This is a genomic window from Globicatella sanguinis NBRC 15551 (assembly GCF_001552295.1).
Lineage (GTDB): Bacteria > Bacillota > Bacilli > Lactobacillales > Aerococcaceae > Globicatella > Globicatella sanguinis.
In genome coordinates this window covers 1-22212 of record NZ_BCQX01000011.1, presented here as the reverse complement: position 1 = coordinate 22212, position 22212 = coordinate 1, and the positions used below count along the sequence as shown (strand labels likewise).

General features: G+C 34.0%; 13 protein-coding genes. 12 read left to right on the top strand and 1 reads right to left on the bottom strand.

Going from position 1 to position 22212, the window contains the following annotated elements:
- Positions 1 to 2 precede the first annotated feature (2 nt).
- From GSA01S_RS01715 to GSA01S_RS01670, 10 genes are all read left to right on the top strand, one after another.
- Positions 3 to 1007 carry a family 20 glycosylhydrolase gene (locus tag GSA01S_RS01715; protein ID WP_066124228.1) on the top strand — a complete coding sequence of 335 codons (1005 nt, stop codon included), beginning with the start codon at positions 3 to 5 and terminating at the stop codon, positions 1005 to 1007.
- A gap of 110 nt (positions 1008 to 1117) precedes the next feature.
- Entirely contained in the window at positions 1118 to 2461 is a 1344-nt protein-coding gene (locus tag GSA01S_RS01710; RefSeq protein WP_066124227.1) for an alpha-L-fucosidase, read from the top strand.
- Between the two features lie 13 nt (positions 2462 to 2474).
- Positions 2475 to 4076, top strand: a complete 1602-nt coding sequence (locus tag GSA01S_RS01705; RefSeq protein WP_066124225.1) for an extracellular solute-binding protein — start codon at positions 2475 to 2477, stop codon at positions 4074 to 4076.
- A 75-nt stretch (positions 4077 to 4151) separates the two neighbouring features.
- Positions 4152 to 7196, top strand: coding sequence for an alpha-mannosidase (locus GSA01S_RS01700; protein ID WP_066124224.1), 3045 nt, complete (start codon positions 4152 to 4154; stop codon positions 7194 to 7196).
- 9 nt (positions 7197 to 7205) lie between these two features.
- A complete protein-coding gene (locus GSA01S_RS01695; protein ID WP_066124223.1) occupies positions 7206 to 9437 on the top strand; it encodes a glycoside hydrolase family 3 N-terminal domain-containing protein in 2232 nt (743 codons plus the stop codon).
- A gap of 30 nt (positions 9438 to 9467) precedes the next feature.
- The gene (locus tag GSA01S_RS01690) at positions 9468 to 10847 is read left to right on the top strand and encodes an alpha-L-fucosidase (protein WP_066124222.1); all 1380 of its coding nucleotides are present in this window, start codon (positions 9468 to 9470) and stop codon (positions 10845 to 10847) included.
- A gap of 304 nt (positions 10848 to 11151) precedes the next feature.
- Positions 11152 to 12006, top strand: coding sequence for a MurR/RpiR family transcriptional regulator (locus GSA01S_RS01685; RefSeq protein WP_066124220.1), 855 nt, complete (start codon positions 11152 to 11154; stop codon positions 12004 to 12006).
- Complete coding sequence (murQ, locus tag GSA01S_RS01680) at positions 12002 to 12928, top strand: N-acetylmuramic acid 6-phosphate etherase (RefSeq protein ID WP_217994622.1); 927 nt, start codon at positions 12002 to 12004, stop codon at positions 12926 to 12928. The genes GSA01S_RS01685 and murQ overlap by 5 nt, the downstream gene beginning before the upstream one ends.
- Positions 12918 to 14354, top strand: coding sequence for a PTS transporter subunit EIIC (locus GSA01S_RS01675; RefSeq protein ID WP_066124215.1), 1437 nt, complete (start codon positions 12918 to 12920; stop codon positions 14352 to 14354). Before murQ ends, GSA01S_RS01675 begins: the two co-directional genes overlap by 11 nt.
- Positions 14347 to 15420, top strand: coding sequence for a MupG family TIM beta-alpha barrel fold protein (locus tag GSA01S_RS01670; protein WP_066124213.1), 1074 nt, complete (start codon positions 14347 to 14349; stop codon positions 15418 to 15420). The genes GSA01S_RS01675 and GSA01S_RS01670 overlap by 8 nt, the downstream gene beginning before the upstream one ends.
- Before the next feature lie 528 nt (positions 15421 to 15948).
- On the opposite strand, the gene GSA01S_RS01665 is transcribed toward GSA01S_RS01670, so the two are convergent.
- On the bottom strand, positions 15949 to 17418 hold the full coding sequence (locus GSA01S_RS01665; protein ID WP_066124211.1) for a nucleotide sugar dehydrogenase: 1470 nt from the start codon (positions 17416 to 17418) through the stop codon (positions 15949 to 15951).
- A gap of 187 nt (positions 17419 to 17605) precedes the next feature.
- Between GSA01S_RS01665 and galU the strand changes: the two genes are divergently transcribed.
- Positions 17606 to 18478, top strand: a complete 873-nt coding sequence (gene galU / locus GSA01S_RS01660) for a UTP--glucose-1-phosphate uridylyltransferase GalU (RefSeq protein ID WP_066124209.1) — start codon at positions 17606 to 17608, stop codon at positions 18476 to 18478.
- A gap of 411 nt (positions 18479 to 18889) precedes the next feature.
- Positions 18890 to 22212 (top strand): G5 domain-containing protein (locus tag GSA01S_RS01655; RefSeq protein ID WP_157064750.1); only part of this gene is annotated, 3323 nt, incomplete at its 3' end.

Sequence of the window (22212 nt, the reverse complement as noted above, 5' to 3'; positions counted from 1 at the left end):
TAATGAAAAAATTTTTAATGGTTGATACGGGACGCAAATATTTTAATTTCAAAGAGATGATGGCAATCCTTGATATTATGGATAAACATCGCTTTGATACGTTACATTGGCATTTTAGTGATAATGAAGGATTCCGCATTGAATGTGACACTTGTCCTGAAATGGTAGCTGAAAATCATTTATCTAAAGAAGAAGTTAAGCTGATTATGAAAGAAGCAAGTTTAAAACAGATTGAAATTTTACCAGAACTTGATAGTCCAGGTCATTTAAAACCATTACTAGAAGTACGACCTGAATTACGTCTTAAAGTAGAAAAAAGTACTCTTAGTATTCCTAATAATGCACTGGATATTACTAATCCAAAGGCAGTTGAATTGGTGCTTTCATTACTAGATGAATATATCCATTTATTTAAAGAAAGCTCAGGATTTCATATTGGGGTCGATGAATTTATTGATTTTGATCAAATTTCAAGTTATCCAGATTTATATCAAGGAACAATCGAAAAGTATGGCACCCAAGCGAGTGGACTTGAACTTTATATTGAATATGTTAATCAATTAATTGAATTTGTATGCTCAAAAGGTTTGCGTCCCCATGTGTGGAGTGATGGCCTTTATCGTTTAAATGATTCTGGTTTGGTAGAAGTAGACCATCGCGCTGTTGTTCATTATTGGACACGATGGAACAAGAACATGGCACCTCTTTGTACTTTTATCGAAAAGGGACATCAGTTGGTTAACAGTAATGATAAGTATATGTATTTTGTTTTAGGTGAAAATGCGGGTTATCAATATCCTGTACCTGATAAAATCATACAAGGATGGCAACCATTACTGTTTTCAGATGACCAAATGATGCCCTTCGACCACCACTGTTTACTAGAAGGTGTTGAGTATTGTATTTGGTGTGATAAACCAAATGCTTTAACTGTGGAGGAAATTTTATTTAGATTGGATCAAAATTTAAATGCAATGAATACTGTCATTGCCAACTATAATAAATAGAATATATCTTACATATGGCCTTTGGAGATACATATTGAACTGTTGGTGTAAGCGTTTTATGATAAGATATAATATTAGATCTTTAAATATATATTACAAGGAGGGTGATTATGTCAGACTTAGTTCGTGGCGATATTGTCGAAGGTAAGGGAACAAACGAATTGGATATGAGTCAGTATCCAGAATCAAAATGGTTGCCACAAAAATTGGAATGGTTTCAAGATCAAAATCTAGGTTTCTTGATTCATTGGGGATTATATTCGCAAGCTGGTATTGTTGAATCATGGCAATTATCGGAAAAAGATGAATGGGCAAGAGAACCTAAAGCTTGGCGTGAGTCGATTGGACAATTAAAGCTAGACTATTGGAATTTAATTGGAGAATTTAATCCTACCGAATTTAATGCTGACGAATGGATGTCTCTTTTAAGTGACTGTGGTTTTAAATATGGCATTGTAACGTCTAAGCATCATGATGGTTTCAATTTGTTTAATACCTTATATAGTGAATTTAAGATTTGTGGCAAACAAAGTCCTTGTAAAATTGATTTATATCGAGAAATCATGACAGCTATTCGTCGTCATCATATGGCTGCCGGAGTATATTATTCAAAAGCAGACTGGTATAGTCCTTATTATTGGCTAGATGATGAGGAGGTAAAAGGTCGTCATGCTAGTTATGATACTGCTCAATATCCTGAAATTTGGCAACGTTATGTTGATTTCGTTCATCGCCAAATCGAAGAATTAACGACCCATTATGGGAAAATTGATTTACTTTGGTTAGATGCGGGGTGGTGTGGTGAAGGTAAAGAAGATTTACAAATGGATCTGATAGCTGAAATTGCCCGTAAACATCAACCTGAGCTCATTATGGTAAATCGAGCAATGGGTGGTCGTCATGAAAATTATGTTACTCCTGAAAGAAAAATTCCTGACTATCATCAGATACCAACGAAACCGTGGGAAAGTAATGTCCCAATTGGCAACGATTGGGGCTATGTACCAACAGATGTTATAAAATCAGGTGATGAATTAATTAGTACAATGGTTGAGATTGTAAGTAAGGGAGGAAATGTATTATTTGGAGTTGGTCCAACACCACAAGGAACTTTATTAGAAACAGAGGTTCAATCACTTAAGCGTCTAGGTCGTTGGATGAAAATTTACGGTGAAGGAATTTATGGAACGCGTGCGCTTAATCTGCAACCCAGTGGCCCATATTTTCTTACGCAAAGGGATCATATTATTTATTTATTTATCAAAAAAAGTTTGTGTAATCAGCAAATATCACTCGATACGATCTTAACTAGTGAGATATTGGACTTAGTAGATGATATAAAAAACGTATCTAATGGTAAAACAATTGAAAGGAAAGATTACCAGATACTAATACCGGACGATGTAGAGCAATTTCCAATTTATGGCTGTAAAATTATATTAAATAAAAAATGAGGAGAGTTATAATATGAAAAAAAGTTTATTTAAAGCAACAGCAGCAGGTTTATTATTGTCAACACTGATGAATGTCCTACCAGTCAATGCCGATACCTTAACGAAATTTCCTATTTCTGAAGAACCTTTAGAAATGAGTTTAATTGCTCCAGGTACAGGATTAGCTGAATGGAAAGACATGCCAACTTTACAAGAATATGAAAAAATGACCAATATTAAATGGGAATATATTACACCTCCAATGGCAGATTTTAGTACACGTCTAAATTTGGCGTTTGCTAGTGGTGATCTTCCTGATGTTATTTTTGCAGCGGGTTCTCAAAACTTAACACGTGGTATGGAAGTAGATTATGGTTCTCAAGGAATTTTATTACCATTAGAGGATTTATTAGCAGAAAATGCTCCAAACTTGTCAAAAGTATTAGAAGAAAATCCAGATATTAAAAAATCAATCACAGCTCCGGACGGTCATATTTATAGCTTACCTTATATTAATCATAGTTCAATTAGTATTTGGCCATTAGGTCCAATGTGGTATAACGGTACTTGGCTAGAAGCACTAGGCGTGGAAGAGGTTCCGAAAACAGTTGATGAATTCTATGATTTACTAGTTCGCATGCGTGATGAAGATCCTAATGGTAATGGGCAACAAGATGAAATTCCTTTAACTGATGTTAAACTAGATACGATTCGTTTATATATGATGGCATCATTTGGAATGAAATCATCTTCTATCGAAGAGGTTGATGGTAAAGTAAGATTTGCTCCTTCAACTGAAAATTATCGTGGCTACTTAGAATTTATGAAAAAATTATATTCTGAAAAATTATTAGACCAAGAAACCTTTATTCAATCTAATGAACAAAAGAAAGCTAAAGGACAAAATAATCAAATCGGAGTATTCCAAGACTACTTCTCATACTTTACTTTAGGCGAAAACGAAAAAGAAGCGATGAATGACCCCATGTTCCAAACATTGACCAGTGAATTTTCACCTGAAACGCTAGCCGTTGCTAGTCCGCGATTCTCAACAGGTACATTCGCAGTTACAAATAATGCGAAAGATCCTGCAGCTGCTGTGAGATGGGTTGATTATTTCTATTCAGAAGAGGGATATGAATTCATTAACCAAGGGCCAGAAGGTTTCTTATGGAATAAAGGACAAAATGCCGCAGGGGATGAGATAAAACTCTTTAATGATGAGAATGTCGATGTTGAAAAAGCTGAAGATTACCGTGGAACCATCACGCCAGCTTATGGTATTTTAGTACCGGTTTATGAGACGGACTTAACAGCAATTAAAGTAAATCCTGAAGATCCAGATGTAACGGAATTCACAGAATTTTTACGTGCTGAAACGGAAGAGAAAGTCACACCATATGCTGAAGTTCCATTCCCAATCACTTATTTAACAAAAGATGAACAAGACCAAATTAGTATGAATGCTACTGATATCTCAACTTATGTAACGGAAATGGAAGCTAAATTCATTACTGGAACGGTTGAGTTGAATGATGACACTTGGGCAGATTACTTAAAAACTTTAGAAAACATGGGAATTGAAGACTATGTGAAAGTTTACCAAGGTGCTTATGACCGTTGGGCAAATTCATAAAAGTCGATAATAAATAATTAATAGCCTCTGGTTTCTTATTCCAGAGGCTATTGTTCTAACCATATGGAGGAATTTATGTTTGAATTTGAGTATATACGAAAACAATATTATAAATTAGCTAATTTTATCAAAAAAGAAGAATATCCAATTCATGATGTTCGATTAGTTAATGGTGATTTAAATGAAGATTATGTTTTAGGAACTTATTTTGGACAAAAAAATAGTTATTATACTTTGTTATCTGAAATTAAGATTCCGCAATTAGATGTTGGCGAAACATTCTGGATTGAAGCCTACTCCTCTCTAACAGAATGGGATAATAGCACTAATCCACAATTGAAATTATATTTAAATGAAGAGCTAGTTCAAGGGTTAGATGTTAATCATCGTTATACTGTCGTTCCAGAAAAGTTTTGGGGCCAAAAAGTTTCATTACGAATTGAAATCTTTAGTGGACGTGAAGAAAAGCAATTCCCAATGTACATAAAAGCTTATAAAATTGATAAAGCGACCTATAATACTTATTGGGATTTAAGAGTAGCGGTTGAAGCTTGGCAAGCTATTGAAGAAGATACCTATAAATTGGTTTATCAGGAAACATTATTGAAATGTATTAAGCTACTTGATTTTCGTCAAGTTTATTCTGACGATTACTACCACCGTTTAAAGACTATTCAGTCTATTTTACAATTAGATTTATATCAAAAATTCAAAGAATTGTCATCAGTGGATGTCTATGCAATAGGTCATACACATATTGATTTGGCATGGTTATGGACTTTTCAGCAGGCCATTGAAAAGGGCGAACGTAGTTTTTCAACGATTTTAAAATTTATGGAAGATTATCCTAATTTTACTTTTATTCAAAGCCAGCCGCAACTGTATCAAGATATTAAAGAACAGTATCCAGAACTATATCAATTGATTCAAACCCAAATTAAAGAGGGAAGATGGATACCTGAAGGAGCGATGTGGGTTGAAAGTGATACTAATTTAATTTCAGGTGAGTCCATGGTTCGACAATTTTTATATGGAAAACAGTATTTTAAAAATGAATTAGGAATTGAAAGTAAAATCTGTTGGTTACCGGATGTATTTGGTTATTCACCAACACTGCCACAAATCATGGCTAAAACCAATACTCCGTATTTTATGACCACCAAATTATCATGGAATCAAATGAATCAAATACCAAATGATTCTTTAACTTGGAAAGGATTAGATGGAAGTGAAGTGTTAGTTCATTTTATACCGACAGTTAGTGTCGGTTATAGTCCTACACCATTTTATACCACCTATAATGGTATGTTAGATCCGTTAACTTTAAAGAAAAGTTGGGATCGTTATATCAATAAAGATAAAAATAACTTTATTATGAATGCCTATGGATATGGTGATGGTGGGGGAGGGCCGACTGTCGAAATGCTGGAAACAGCAAAAAGATTAGAAAATGGATTACCAGGAATACCAAAAGTGAAGAATAGTAACGCACTTGATTTTTTTGAAAATTTGGAAAAATCGAGTGAGAAACAAAACTTTAATACATGGGTGGGTGAGCTTTACTTTGAATATCACCGTGGTACTTATACTTCTATCGGTAAAATAAAGCGTCAAAATCGTTTTGCGGAATTTTACTTACAAAACATTGAAAAACTGTATACTCTTTATAAATTGGAAAACTATCCAAAATCAGCATTAGAAAATTTATGGAAAATCGTTTTAAAGCATCAATTTCACGATGTCCTACCGGGGAGTTCCATTCAAGAAGTTTATGATGAAGCGGATTCTACTTTCGAAAAATTATTTGCATCATTTGAACAATTATACAACAATCTATTTCCCTCTCCTGAGGAAAAGAATGATTTAATAATCTTTAATCCTAATGGAATTTCACAAAATGGCTATATTCAATTAAAGGAATCAACAGGAAGTCTACTTCTAAATGGCCAAAAAGAGTTAGAAAGTCAACAGTTGACAACTCACGAACGCTTATATTATTTACCTAACTTGAAACCATTATCCACTGTAAAAGTAGGGCTGGAAGAAACGAAATCGGAAGAAGCGGATTCAAGATTTAAATATAATGACAAAACCCGTCAATTAGAGACTCCTTATTATTGTGTTGAATTTGATAAAGATTACCAAATTATTAGTTTATATGATAAAGAAGTGCAGCGTATGGTGAATGTCGATCGAGGTTTATTAAATGAGTTAGTGGTGTATGAGGATATCCCGATGGATTATGATGCATGGGACATCGATATCTATTATCCCTATAAACGTTGGACTATTCGTCATTTAAACAGTGTAAAAGTAAAAGAAAACGGATCCTTAATATTTAGTCTCCTTATTGCACGACACTATCAACATTCTACTATTCATCAGGAAATGATTTTTCATGCGTATTCAAGAAGAATTGATTTTAAAACAGAAGTGGATTGGCAAGAAAACCAACAGTTATTAAGGGCAGAATTTAATGTGGATATACATACATATGAAAGTACCCATGACATTCAATTTGGAAATATTAAGCGTCCAGTGCATCGAAATACCAGTTGGGATATTGCCAAATTTGAAACGTGTGCTCATAAGTGGATTGATTTATCGGAAGAAGATTATGGTTGTGCCCTAATGTCAGATTGTAAATATGGTTACAATACTGAGTATCAGAAATTAGGAATATCTCTAATTAAGTCACCTATTGATCCCTATCCAAAAGCAGATATTGGTTATCATCAATTTTCTTATAGTTTGTATCCGCATCTAGGTGATTGGAAGAATTCCGATGTTGTAGCAGAAAGTTATCAATTAAATAATCCATTAGTGGCTTTACCGGTCGCTGAAAATCAGCAGATAATGTCACCTCCAATTGAATTTGAGAATGATGCGATAATAATTGATACTTTAAAACAATCAGAAGATGGCAAAGGAATTATTGTACGACTTTTTGACTTTAAAGGACGTCGAAGCAAAGTGAATGCTAGGGTTATGTCTTCATATACTAAAGTTTATGAATGTAACTTACTTGAAGAAATTGAAACTGAATTAAGGATTGATTCAAACAATCAATTTAAATGTGAAGTGAAGCCCTATGAAATTAAAACAATTAAATTAATGTAAGGTGGTCTTATGATAAATCAATTATTAAAAGAAATGACACTTCGTGAAAAAGTAGGACAACTGAATCAAAAATTATATGGGTGGGATGTCTTCGAAAAAAATAATGGAAAAGTGATTCTAACCGAAACGTTTAAAAAAGAAGTAGAACGATGGGATGGCTTAGGTTTTATTTATGGTGTCTTTCGCGCAGACCCATGGTCAATGATGGATTTTAATTACGGACTGACGAAAGAAGAATCATGGTCTTTAAGTCATGATATTCAAAACTATTTGAAAGAAAATACCCGTTTAGGAATTCCAGTACTGTTAAGTGAAGAGTGTCCGCATGGACATCAAGGACTCTACTCAACAAGTTTTCCAGTCAATTATAGTGTTGGGGCCAGTTGGAATCCCACACTTTATCAAAAAGCACAAGCAATCGTGGCTAACGAAATACGTATGACCGGTGCACATATTGGCTTAATATCTACTTTAGATGTATCTAGAGATCCTCGTTGGGGTAGAACTGAAGAATGCTTTTCTGAAGATGCTTATTTAACAGGTCGTTTTACAAAAGCAGCTTTAAGAGGACTTCAAGGGGATATTTCTGAACGATTGGGACCAGATAAGGTATTGGCTACCTTGAAACATTTTGCGGGACAAGGTGCGACTTACGGTGGTCATAATGCAGGGCCAACTGGTATTGGGGAACGAGAATTATATGAAATTCATTTATTGCCCATGAAATATGCTATTGAAGAAAATGTTCAACTAACGATGGCTGCCTATAATGATATTGATGGCATCCCGTGTCATGGTAACGAGAAGTTATTAAATTCAACGCTTCGAGATAGATTAGGTTATGAAGGAGCTGTAATGTCTGATGGTGTTGCATTAGAACGTCTAGTTTCACTCGTGGATGGCAATCGTGAATTAGCAGCTGCTTGGGCTTTAAAAAGCGGGGTAGATATTAGTCTCTGGGATAATGTTTTTACCTATTTAGAAGGTGCAATTGAAAAGAAATATCTTGAGATGGAGAGTTTAGATCAAGCTGTATTAAGAGTTTTAAAATTAAAAGAAAAATTAGGATTATTTGAACCCCCAGCTACGAAAATCAAAGGATATGATTTTCGAGAATCACGCGAAATCAATAAACAACTGGCACAAGAATCAATGGTTTTACTAAAAAATGACAACAATATTTTACCGATTGATGTTAATAAAATAAAAAAAATAGCGGTTATTGGTCCTAACGCTGATGCACCTTATAATCAGTTAGGAGACTATACACCCTATAAAGAAGATGAAACTGTGTCTACCGTTTTACAAGGGATTAACGAATATCTTAAAGACTCCCCCGTTGAAGTATTATATACTAAAGGTAGTATGATATCATTCGGTTCTACGGAACTGATAGAACAAGCAAAAGAAATTGCTGCACAGGCTGATTTTATTATTCTTGCTTTGGGAGGAGCCAGTGCGCGTGATTTTTCAACTCAATTTGATGAAAATGGAGCAGCCTTAAGTGGTTCTAGTGAAATGACGAGTGGCGAAAATATTGACTTAGCTGATATTGAATTACCACCATGCCAAAAAGAATTAGTTAATGAAATCTATAAAATTAATAAGAATATAATTGTGGCTTTAATTCAAGGACGGCCTCATATCATTAATGAAGTTGAGTCGAAAATAAAAGGACTCTTTAATCTAGGATATCCCGGTGAAATGGGAGGGATAGCCTTTGCTGAACTGTTATTTGGCGAAGTGTCTCCAAGTGGTAAATTAGCGATGAGTATACCATTGTCAAATGGTTCTTTACCCGTTTATTATAACTATAAAGATAACCATCATAAGTATGCTTATATTGATCAAGAAGAACGTTATGCTTATCCGTTTGGTTATGGTTTAACATACTCAAAATTTGAACTTCGTGAAGTTCAAGTTAGCGATAAAATCAATGAGGAAAAGTATCAAGTAGAAATAACGGGACAAATTGCCAATATCGGTGAATTCGATGCTCACGAAGTCGTTCAGGTTTATATTCGAGCTCATCATTTAAAAGTCATACCACGAGTCAAAGAACTGAAAGGGTTCAAGAAACTATTTGTGCCCAAAGGAAAACAGGTTTCGTTTTCCATTATATTAAGCGAACAGGAGTTAAGTGGATTGGATGAAAATCTTGAAGAACGTCGTTACTCAAAAGTAAAAGTCATAGTTGAGTGTCAAGAGACTACAGTTGAAAAGAATATAAAGTTTAATTAATGCCAGAACTAGGAGGTGACGAATAACCCTATGGGAAAGAAAATTGAGGATGTAATAAAAGTTGTACCTACAGAGCGACAATTAAAGTGGCAACAATTAGAATTTATTGGTTTTATTCATTTTGGAATCAATACGTTTTATAATGCTGAATGGGGACAGGGCAATGAAGATATTAGTTGTTTTAATCCCAAGAGATTAGATGCTGAACAATGGGTTCGCACTTTAAAGGCTGCTGAAATGAAAGGCGTCATATTAACTTGTAAACATCATGATGGATTTTGTTTGTGGCCCAGCCAGTATACTTCACATACTATCGCGAATACACCCTATAAAGATGGCAAAGGAGATATTGTAAAAGAAGTAGCGGCTGCTTGTAAAAAATATGATATGAAATTTGGAGTTTATCTTTCACCTTGGGATATGACTGAATCAAGCTATGGTACAGGAAAAGAGTACAATGAATTTTTTGTTAATCAACTTACCGAGTTATTGACGCAATACGGTGACATTTTTGAAATTTGGTTTGATGGAGCGAATGGTGAAGGACCCAATGGAAAAACGCAAGAATATGATTGGTTAGGTTATTATCAAACTATTCGCCAATTACAACCGAATGCAGTAATTGCGATTATGGGACCAGATGTTCGATGGATAGGAAATGAAGCAGGCGTCGTAAGAAATAATGAGTGGAGTGTGGTACCAGAAGCGTATTCAGATCCAACCTATACAGCTAGTCATTCCCAACAAGCGGATGATAAGGAGTTTGCTCAAACTTATCGACATGAAGATGCTGATTTAGGTAGTCGTTCTGTCATCATGAATTATCCAGGTAAATTAATCTGGTATCCAGCTGAAACAGATACCTCGATAAGACCAGGATGGTTCTATCATCCTGATCAAGACTCACAAGTAAAAAGTAGTGAAGAACTATTTAACTTATATAAAAAGTCAGTTGGCGGTAATAGCGTCTTATTATTAAATGTCCCCCCTAACAAAGAAGGATTAATTTCTGAAGTAGATGCGCAAGAATTGGCAGGATTAGGTGAAAAAATAAGGCAACTAAAAATAAATGACAAAACATTTCCTATTCATTGCGGGAAGAATATTTTGTATAAAGATGATTGCCAATTTAAATTTGTTGAATCCAATGAATTAATTATTGAAGTTGAAGAAACCCAAGATATTCGTTATTTAATCATCCAAGAGGATATTACGAAAGGACAAAGAGTCGAAAAATTCTTAGTTGAAATTGTTAAAAGAGATGGAGAAGTAATAAAATTATCTTTTGGAACTATTGGCTATAAAAAAATTATTGATTTGCAAAAGGGGATAAGAGTTTCTAGTATCAGGATAATATTTGAAAATTATCGTGGGAAAAAGATCTATTTAAAAAGAGTTAGTGTTAGTTAAGTAATAATATCAATTTCCTATATGAATAGAATTAAACTTTAATCAGAAAATAGGAGTTGGTTTCATAATTTTATTCTTCAGTAAAATTATTTAGTCAGTATTTAGGTGATTTTAGTAAGGTGCTGTAAATTGGTTAACTCTCACTTGACAATATGTGATGGGCATTAGAAATGAAAATGATATTATTTTCATTTTTTTGCCCATCCTTTTCATTTACCCAAATAATACAACTTATGGTATAATGTACCATGATTAAAGCGCTTTATTGTAATAAAATTCCACACGTCTTATAATGGAGGTAAGAATGAGTAATACACTGACAAAATTGAGAGTTTATCGGCCAACAGCCAGTCAAACAGAGCGGTCGATTATCGACTATGTTTTAAAGAATCCATTGAAAGTAGGAAACATGAGTATTCATCAATTAGCTGAAGCGACTTTTTCATCCCCGACTTCGATTATCCGATTATGCAAAAAAGTTGGATTTGACGGGTATAAATCTTTTAATAAGGAATTGCTTTATGAACAGGCGGTGCGAGAGAATGTCTTTGAATTAGATAATCATGTCTTTAATCAAAATGATAATTCAAGTGAATTGATTACAAGTGTGATTTTGAATAACTTATCAATATTAAGAGAACTAACATTTTTAATTTCGGATTCTTTAATCGACCAATGTGTGAGTGAAATTGAAAAAGCGGATAAAATAGTTTTCTTTGGCATCGGCGCTTCGCTAATCGTTGCAAAAGACGCTCAGATGAAGTTTGCTAGAATTAATAAGATGGTTCACGTATCGGAAGATTGGCATACGCAACTGTTAATGGCACGGAATATGAATGCTAATGATTTGGCTTTTGCTATTTCTTATTCAGGTCAAACAGATGAAGTCATTAAATGTGTCCAAGAAGCTAAGAATTTAGGGGCTACAATTATCACCATGACGAAAGAAGGCAACTCACGATTAAGTCAATTATCTACTTATCCTTTATTTGTTCCTAATAGTGAAATAGGAATGAGAAGTGCAGCCATGTCATCGAGAATTGCTCAAATGACTTTAATTGATGTGATCTTTTCTAGTTATTTACATAATATTTATGATGAAGGCATCTTGATGATTGAACGGACGAGAATTTTAAAAGGAGATGAAACACTTGATTAATCTTGAGGGAATGAGTACCGAAACTAGAAATCCTAATACGATGCATTTGGATGAAATGTCAATTCATGAAATATTAACCATAATGAATGAAGAAGACCAAAAAGTGCCTCTAGCTATTAAAAAAGTACTACCACAAATTGAACAAGCCGTTACCGTAATCGATCAAGCATTTAAGAAAGGAGGACGATTAATTTATATAGGTGCTGGAACCAGTGGGCGACTCGGTGTGTTAGATGCAGCAGAATGTGTGCCCACATTTGGGACATCGCCAGAAATGGTTCAAGGCTTAATTGCCGGTGGTCAAGAGGCGATGATGTTTGCGGTAGAAGGAGCAGAAGATAGTCAAGAAATGGCGAAAGCTGATTTGACGGCTATCGAATTAAGTGCAGACGATGTAGTAGTAGGGATTGCCGCTAGTGGCCGAACCCCTTATGTAATTGGCGGATTGAATTATGCTAATCAGGTAGGAGCACATACGGTGTCGATTGCCTGTAACGCGGATAGTGAAATAGGAAAAGTTGCTAAAATCGTAATCGAAGCGGTGCCAGGACCAGAAGTCTTGACTGGTTCAACACGATTAAAAGCCGGAACGGTTCAAAAATTAATTTTAAATATGTTATCCACTGTTTCAATGGTAAAACAAGGTAAAGTTTATCAAAACTTGATGGTTGATGTTCAAGCCACGAATGAAAAACTTGTTCGCCGTTCACAAAAAATTGTTTGTGAAGCAACAGGAGTCAGTCTTGAAGTAGCCCAACAAACTTTAACCGAAAGCAAAGGTGATGTTAAGACAGCCATTCTAATGATTATATTAGAGGTTGACTTTGAAACAGCCACGACATTGTTGGAAAAATCAGAAGGACATATTAGAGAAGCAATTCGTTTAAACAATACGAATGGAGGAAATGAAAATGGCAAGTAATGCTGAATTAATTAAACAAATAGTAGAAAAAATAGGTGGCGAATCGAATATTGCCTCTGTTACTAACTGTATGACTCGTTTAAGAATCACACCTAAAAATCGGGAAATAATCGATTTTGAAGGCTTAAAAAATATTGAAGACGTGATGGGGGTTGTCGATGCGGATACTGTACAAGTGGTGGTAGGACCAGGAAAAGCACGTAAAGTAGCCGATGAAATGATTGAAACCTACAAATTTAAATCAAGCCCTGAATTAACTATTGATGAATCCAATGAGGATTGGAAATTAAATAAACAAACTGTTAAATCAAAACAACATAAAAGTAAATTAAAACAAGCATTAGAACTTATTGCTAATATCTTTATTCCATTAATTCCAGCCATTATTGCAGCCGGTATTTTCCAAGGCTTTGGTAGTTTACTTGGTCAATTGATAACTCAAGGTACCTTAAGTGGCAATTTCTGGGAAGGAACTAGAATCATCTTCTCATTAATCGGTACTAGCTTCCTAGGATACTTTGCTATCTATACCGGTATTAATTCAGCTAAACAATTTGGCGCAACTGAAGCGTTAGGTGGAATGGTTGGGGCAATGTCGATTGCGGCTCCAATCGTAGAATTCTCAACATTGCTTGGTTTATATGATGCGGAAACACCATTAAACTCAATCTTAACGACCGGTAAAGGGGGAATTATTGGGGTAATCTTAGGTGTTTATATCCTATCACGTATTGAAAAAGCAATGCGTAAAGTGGTTCCAGATGTATTAGACTTAATCGTCACACCTGTTGTAAGCTTATTATTAACCGCTATTATTATGGCATTATTAGTAATGCCAGTGTCAGGTTTCTTATCTGATTGGTTAGTTAAATTCTTAAATATCTTTATTGCATCGAATAACCCAATCATTAGCGTACTATCAGGTTATATTTTATCAGCTGTATTCTTACCAATGGTATTATTAGGATTACACCATGGATTGATTCCGATCTATGCGATTCAATTAGAACAAATGGGTGGTGTATCGCTATTCCCAGTATTAGCGATGGCCGGTGCTGGACAAGTAGGAGCAGCCATTGCTATTTACCTAAAAGCAAGACAAACGAAGGATGAAAGACTACAAAAAGTCATTGCCGGTGCCTTACCAGCAGGATTTTTAGGAATTGGTGAACCCTTAATTTATGGGGTTACTTTACCTTTGGGTAAACCATTCATCACAGCAGGATTAGGTGCAGGATTTGGTGGTGCGTATGCAATGTTGATGGGCGTTAGAGCGACTGCATGGGGACCATCCGGTTTAGTAGCCTTACCATTAATGACTCCAAGTACCATGATTCATTATTTCATCGGTTTAGTTATCGCTTATATTGGTGGCTTTGTGGTAACAAGCATTATGATTAAACCAGAGGACTTAACGAATGCATAAGCCACTTGGCTTTTCCATCTACGCTAGCCATTTTGAAGAGCAAAAGCAATGGTTAACTCAATTAGCGATCAAGGAACGAAGAGTATTCACCTCCTTGCATATCCCAGAAGAGGTATCCAGTGACTATGCTTCAAAAATTAAAACAATGCTAGCTTGGTTGAAAAACGAACAATTTTATGTCATTGCCGATGTCAGTCACCATACACTAAAGTTTTTAAACGTGAAAAATTTAACTGAACTCGTTGAAGAATACCCGATTGATAACTTAAGAATTGATTTTGGAATTAGTTATGAGGAACTTGCAACATTACCACGGCATATCGATTTAACCATCAATGCTTCAACTCAGCAAAAACAAAGGGAAGAAATTTTACGTTTAAAAGATCAATTAGGTCATAAAATAATGGTCATGCATAATTTTTATCCTCGTCCCGAAACAGGACTCGATATCGAACAGTTTGTAGCCATCAATCAAACTTTCAAAAATGAGGGTTTTGAAGTGTTAGCCTTTATCGCTGGCGATACAGCAAAACGTGGACCGCTTGCTTTAGGACTACCGACAGTAGAAGTCACGCGTCATTTGCCACCAGTTTTGGCCTATCGCAAACTCCTTGAATGGGGTGCGGACGCGGTATTTCTAGGAGATCTTGCATTATCAACGCAACAACTTGAAGCAATTGATAATTATGTCAATCAAGATGTGATGGATTTACCAGTGAACCTTGAAGAATCTTATACATGGCTATATGACCGAGTACTAACCATTCGCTTGGATTCACCCAAAATGTTGTTGAGAGTATCCGATTTAAGAGAAAACTTGGTTGCCAATACCTATCAGCCAGATAAAAATTCTCAAAAACGGGACAAAGGAAGCATCACTATCGATAATCGTAAATATGGACGCTATGAAGGAGAATTACAAATACTAGGCAGAAATTTACCAGCTGACGACAAAGTCAATGTCATTGGGAGTCTTGCTAGTGATTATCATTCTATTTTTGATTTAGATAATAGTGGCCAGAAAATAAGGTTTAGAAGAGTAATAGATATTTTGACTGATGAATGAGGCTGGTCCAAAACTTGATAAATTCAATCAAATTATTGTACGTTAATAATCAGCTCGGTGGGTGAGCGGTATTGATTGGTGGATTAAAGACGCTGAGCAAAGACTTGATAAAATCAATCAAATTATTATTCGTTAATTATCAGCGCAGTGGTTGAATGGTATCATAGTCGTCTTAATGGCTTGGTTGATATATATTCAATTGTTTGCGGCTGTGTATATTTAGTTAAGCTATCATGTATATTTTGATGACTGAGAAGGCATCGGAGTACATGGTGGCTTTTATGCATTCTCAGTTACTGTAAAGGAGTATTTATTTAAGACGGTGGAAAGCTTCTAGCTCAAAAAATATATAGTTACAAAAATATGTAATTATTTTTAGGAATAAAGTGTAAATTAATAAAAAAGAAAACTACGAAATTGTTTAAAATAGTTAATTTTAAAATCATTTATTTGCAACAAAAGTAGAAGTCAAATTAAAGAAAAAAATTGAAAAAAGAGCCTGAGATTTTTCTCAGACTCTTTTATCTATTAATCTCTCATAAAGATATCGCGTGTAAATACTTTATCTTTAACGTCATCTAATCGACTATCATAACGGTTTACAATAATCGCTTGAGATAATTGTTTGAATTCATCTAAGTTACCGATTACTTCACTGCCAAAGAACGTAGTACCTGCTTCTAAGGTTGGTTCATAAATGACCACTTTAGCACCTTTCGCTTTGATTCGTTTCATGACGCCTTGAATCGCTGATTGACGGAAGTTATCAGAATTACTCTTCATCGTTAAGCGGTAAATCCCAATAACCGTCTCTTTTTCTCTCGTCTCATCCCAAGTGCCATCATAAGAATGCGCACCACTTAATTCTAATACACGATCTGCAATATAATCTTTACGAGTACGGTTTGATTCAACAATCGCTGTAATCATATTTTGTGGAACATCATCAAAGTTAGCTAATAATTGTTTTGTATCTTTCGGTAAGCAATAACCACCATAACCAAATGAAGGGTTATTATAGTGGGTGCCAATACGTGGATCTAAACCAACACCATCGATAATGTCTTTAGTATTTAAACCTTTAGTCTCAGCATAAGTGTCTAATTCATTGAAATAGGAAACACGTAAGGCTAAGTAGGTATTGGCGAATAATTTAACCGCTTCTGCTTCTGTGAATCCCATAAATAAGGTAGGGACATCGTCAATTAATGCGCCAGCTTGTAATAATTGTGCAAAGATTTCTGCTTGTTCACGCGATTCTTCATCACAAGAAACGATAATACGTGAAGGATATAAGTTATCGTATAATGCTTTTGATTCACGTAAGAACTCTGGACTGAATAAGATGTTTTTTGTATTGTATTTTTTACGAACAGATTCAGTATATCCAACGGGAATGGTTGACTTAATAATCATCGTCGCATTAGGATTAGCTTTTAATACTAACTCAATCACTGTCTCAACAGCTGAAGTATCAAAGAAATTCAATTTACTATCATAATTAGTTGGAGCCGCGATAATGACATAATCCGCCTCAGCATATGCTTTTTCACCATCTAAAGTAGCCGTTAAATTCAAATCCTTTTCTGCTAAAAATTGTTCGATATAGTCATCTTGAATAGGTGACTTTTTATTGTTAATCATGTCTACTTTTTCTTGAACGATATCAACTGCTGTCACTTGATTATGTTGTGCTAATAAGACCGCTAAAGATAATCCAACATAACCTGTTCCAGCAACCGCAATTTTATATGATTTTGGTGCTGCTTTTTCCGTTTCAGCTTTTTCTTCTACGAATAATTCAGTCACATCAAAATCCAATGCTTCTGCTAAGCTTTCTAATTGATTGATCATCGGTAAGTAGTCTAAGTTTTCAATACGTCCGATTAAAGAACGGTTGATGCCAGTCAATTCTGATAATTGAGCTTGCGTTAAATCTTTCGCTTTACGTTTGTTCGTAACATTTTCAGCTAATAATTGAACTGATAATTTTTTCATAATGGACTCCTTTGTTATTTAAAGTAACATTTTTATTTAGTAACAAGCAAAATTATACCGATAATTGTGTTAAAAAGCAAATTTTTATTAGATATTGATATTTTAAATAACAAAACGCTAGCGTAATGCGTTAAAATAGTGTACAATGAAATCAATCATTAAATATTGAATAGAAAGAGGTATATATATGTCTAAAGTTAGAAAAGCTGTGATTCCAGCAGCAGGACTTGGAACACGCTTTTTACCAGCAACCAAAGCAATTGCTAAGGAAATGATTCCAATTGTTGATAAACCATCGATTCAATTTATTGTAGAAGAAGCATTAGCTTCAGGAATTGAAGAGATTTTAATCGTAACTGGAAAAAGTAAACGTGCGATTGAAGACCACTTTGACTCTAACATTGAATTAGAATCTAACCTTGAGATGAAAGGTAAACAAGAGTTATTAGATATCGTCCGTGAAACAACTGGTATTAGAATGTTCTTTGTGCGCCAACCCTATCCAAAAGGATTAGGTGATGCGGTACTACAAGCTAAAAGCTTTATCGGTGACGAACCCTTTGTGGTGATGTTAGGTGATGACATCATGCGTGACGAAGTGCCTCTAACTAAACAATTAATCGATGCTTATGAACAAAATCATGCCTCAAACATTGCAGTCATGAAAATGCCGATGGAAGACATTAGTAAATATGGTGTTATCGACATAGAGAGCCAATTAGAAGAAGGCCTATATAATGTTAAAAAATTCGTTGAAAAACCAAAAATGGAAGACGCACCAAGTGATTTAGCGATTATTGGTCGTTACTTATTAACACCAGAAATCTTTGATTTATTAGAAAAACAAGAAGTCGGTGCGGGTGGCGAAGTTCAATTAACCGATGCGATTGATACCTTAAATAAAACCCAACGCGTCTTTGCTAAAGAATTTAATGGCCAACGTTTTGACGTAGGGAATAAATTAGAATTCATGAAATCAAGTATTTTAGTAGGTTTAGAACACCAAGAAATTGGCGAAGAACTAAAAGACTTCGTTAAGAAGATTGCAGAGGCATTATAGTAAATGAATATATTAATCGGCGGGCTGAGGCTCGCCGAATTTTTATATACGAAGGGCGTTGCTAAATTTTTAACGCAGATTAAAAATAGAAAGCCATACTTGAAAATAAGCTTTACCTCATTAGCCTTCGCCTAACAGCGAATCAATTAAGAGGGAGTGGGCAAGAAGTAAAATATATTTAATATTGAAAATATTTTTTAACTTAAATTATAAATCATTAGCATAAAATGCTGTTAATAGGGTATTTTGTTAATTGTAATCAGAAAATTGATTTAAAATAAACTTAAAAAATATTGTAATAAATATTTAATATACAAACATATATTTTAGTATTGCAAAAAAAGACTAACGTGATAATATTGATATTAATTATAAGCTTTGCGTTAAAATAAATATTGGGAGAGATATCTTATGGAGAGAAAAAATCGGTATGCATTAAGAAAAACCAATAATGGCTTAGTAAGTTGCATTGTTGGTGTTTTTTTATTGATAAGTATATCAAACACTAAAATAATTAATGTCGCAGCTGAAAACATTGATGATGTTGTTAGTGATTCACTTATTGTAAATAATGTACCTGTGGATTCAGAAGTTGAGACTATTTCCGAAGATGATAATGAAATTAAGGAAGTTACTGTTATTGAAGACATCGGTGATCCAGAAGAAGAGGTTGAAACTAATATTCCAACTTCATTGGATGAAGTACAGGATATTGCTTTGTCCGTAAGTTTTTCTAATGAAAATCTTAGCTCGGAAGAAATTATTATCGAAGACAATAGTGATAACTATACATTTTCTGAAAATTTAGAACCTAAAACATCAGAAATTGTGGGAGAAAATGATAATAATATTTTTGAAAATTCTTTAGAATCATCAGATATAATTCAAAAAAATACTGAAGATAGTGAATTAGAAATATCTTCTGGTACATTTTTAAACCGAGCGAATATTCCCACACAGGACATATATGCACCAAAATTTGTTTCACTTGTTACCGATAAATTATATTATTCTACTGGTGAACCCATTAATATCACAGTAAATGTTAGAGAAGAGAGCGAAACAGTCACAGATGTCTCACTTACATTGGCAGGTTCAAAAATTAGACTACCTTATGGTGGAACTGATTTTATTACGTTAAAACCACAGAACATTACAAAAAATAATGACAGTGTAATCAGTATTAATTTTACTTTGGATACGTCAAATATAATTGATACAACTGCTTTTTCACCTTATTGGTTGACATTACAAGATGAATGGGGAAACCAACTTATATTAGATTATAGTAATATTAATTACACAGAATTTGGTGTAGTTTCACAAATTGGTGAAGAATTTTCTGTTCCAGAAATATTGGAAATAAAGTCATCACAAAGTGCATACAAATCCGGGGAAACTATCACCTACATGATTAAAGCAAAAGAAGATAGTAATATTAAAAATGGAAAAATTAGATTAACAAATCCTTCAGGAATAGGTAAAGCGGAATTATCTCAGGATAAAATAGCAAGAATTTCAACAGATTCTGAAGGTTATTATAGAATAGAGTTCGATTTCCCGACGAATGATAAAACCCCTAGCTCTAGATATTATCTTACAGAGGTAAACTTAGAAGATGAATGGGGGAATTATGTAACTGCAAGTATGGATAATAGTTTTGCAAACATACCTTATGTTGAAGTTCCCATTGATATTATGTATGAGCCGGAAGAGAGAATTTCAACTAGAGAAGAAATAATTCCATTTGAAACAATCATTATTGAAGATTCTGAGCTGAGAGAAGGCGTCAGAGCGTTAATTCAAACCGGTCAAAATGGTTCGATTAGTCAAACGATTAGTCAAACAGTTTTTGGTTCCGAAATGTTAGTTGAACCACATGTAGTTTCGGAGGAATATAAGGAGCCTGTTAATGAAATAATAAAAGTTGGTACAGGAATCTTGACATCAGAGACTGTCACCGAAGAAATTGAAATACCATTTGACCAAATTATTTATCAAGTACCAGATTTGCCAATCGATATCAGAAATATTGTTCGACAAGGTGAGAAGGGCCTAGAAGAAGTAACTTATACACAATACTATTTGAATGGTAGAATATATGGAGATAGAGAATTTCATAATCGAATCATTTTGAAACCCACAATTGATGAGATTGTTGAAATTGGTACAATGCCACCTAAAGAAGATGTATTAAATTTGATTAGTATTTCACCTGAAAAAGAATTATATCAATCAGGAGAACCAATAAAAATAATTTCATTAATTGAATCCTCAACTGAAATTTCAGAAATGAATATTAAACTGTTTTCAGATTCGAATAATAATCCTAGATATACTAGGTTTTATTATATTCCCAAATTAACAAATATTACGGATAATTTAAATGGCACATATACGTTAGAACATACTATTGATTTGCCTCCAAATATATCAGAAACCATGTATACCTTTGAAGAGGTAAAAATTGAAAATACTAATAAAAATCTGTATCTCAATTTTGGAGATGAAATAATTAATCGAGACTTTATCGTATTACCAAATGGAGATAATAAACAGCCTCCAACAACGGCAGTGCTTCCAGAAATTATTGATGTAAAGTTTGACAAGTATTATTATAAACCTGGAGAAGAAGTTAAGTTAGAATTTTTAATAAATGACAATAGCACTATTAACAATATATACGCCCAAGTATCAAGACGTTGGGATGAAAGTAAAATGTGGACCTCACAAAATAACAAGGGTTTTACTGTAAAGCAAAATCAAGATGGCACACAATCTATCATATTAAATTTTGTGCTTCCAGTTGATGCTGTTGAAACTGAATATTCATTAACTGAATATGTAGTTAATAATGAATGGAATTATGGAGCTTATGCTTCATTCATAAATGGTCTAACTCCAGTTAAGTTTGAAGTTCTAAATAATTTAATTGAAAAAGTTGAAAAAGAGATTGAAATTATTCCATATAGAACAAAATATATTCAAAATTCTGAATTACCATCGGGTTATATCAGTATTTTACAGAATGGTCTTGATGGCAAAATAGAATATACTACTAAAACATTGTATCAAGGCTCTAAAATGATTGAGGGACCTTTCAGAAGTAAAGAAGTAGTATCAAATACATTTGATGAAATTATTGAAATCGGAACGGGTAAGATTACGTATTTAAAAGAAATAGTAAATGAACAGATTCCATTTGAGATTGAATATATTGAATCAGCTGAATTATTGGTTGGGGAAGAAATAGTTTATAAAAATGGTGTAAATGGAGAAAGTGTAACAACAATTTCAAAATCAATGATAAATGACATACAATTCGGAGATACGACTGTGTCAAAAGAAGTGGTCAAATTACCAATATCTCAAATAGTATATGTTGGTACTGGTGTCGTGGTAGATAAAGTTGAAACTACAACTAAAGCTATTCCGTTTAAAACAGAAAGAATTGAAACTGCTGATCTTCCAGAAGGTGAAGAAAAAGTTCAAACTGTTGGTGTTAATGGTGAACAAAAGATTACCACTACTACCCCAATGTTAAATAGTAAACCTTATGGCGAAGCAACCGTTTCAAAAGAAATAACGAAAGCACCAGTAAATCAAGTTGTATTGGTCGGTACAGGTAAGATTGAACAAGTCGTTACAACAAGTACTAAACCAATTCCATTTACTACCGAATTTGTAGAAAATCCTGATTTAGTAAAAGGTGAAGTAAAAGTTATTCAAGTCTA

Coding starts and splice junctions, on each gene's coding strand:
- GSA01S_RS01690 (WP_066124222.1), top strand. CDS start 9,468: ATGGGAAAGAAAATTGAGGATGTAATAAAAGTTGTACCTACAGAGCGA.
- GSA01S_RS01715 (WP_066124228.1), top strand. CDS start 3: ATGAAAAAATTTTTAATGGTTGATACGGGACGCAAATATTTTAATTTC.
- GSA01S_RS01665 (WP_066124211.1), bottom strand. CDS start 17,418: ATGAAAAAATTATCAGTTCAATTATTAGCTGAAAATGTTACGAACAAA.
- GSA01S_RS01695 (WP_066124223.1), top strand. CDS start 7,206: ATGATAAATCAATTATTAAAAGAAATGACACTTCGTGAAAAAGTAGGA.
- GSA01S_RS01705 (WP_066124225.1), top strand. CDS start 2,475: ATGAAAAAAAGTTTATTTAAAGCAACAGCAGCAGGTTTATTATTGTCA.
- GSA01S_RS01685 (WP_066124220.1), top strand. CDS start 11,152: ATGAGTAATACACTGACAAAATTGAGAGTTTATCGGCCAACAGCCAGT.
- GSA01S_RS01710 (WP_066124227.1), top strand. CDS start 1,118: ATGTCAGACTTAGTTCGTGGCGATATTGTCGAAGGTAAGGGAACAAAC.
- GSA01S_RS01700 (WP_066124224.1), top strand. CDS start 4,152: ATGTTTGAATTTGAGTATATACGAAAACAATATTATAAATTAGCTAAT.
- GSA01S_RS01675 (WP_066124215.1), top strand. CDS start 12,918: ATGGCAAGTAATGCTGAATTAATTAAACAAATAGTAGAAAAAATAGGT.
- galU (WP_066124209.1), top strand. CDS start 17,606: ATGTCTAAAGTTAGAAAAGCTGTGATTCCAGCAGCAGGACTTGGAACA.
- GSA01S_RS01670 (WP_066124213.1), top strand. CDS start 14,347: ATGCATAAGCCACTTGGCTTTTCCATCTACGCTAGCCATTTTGAAGAG.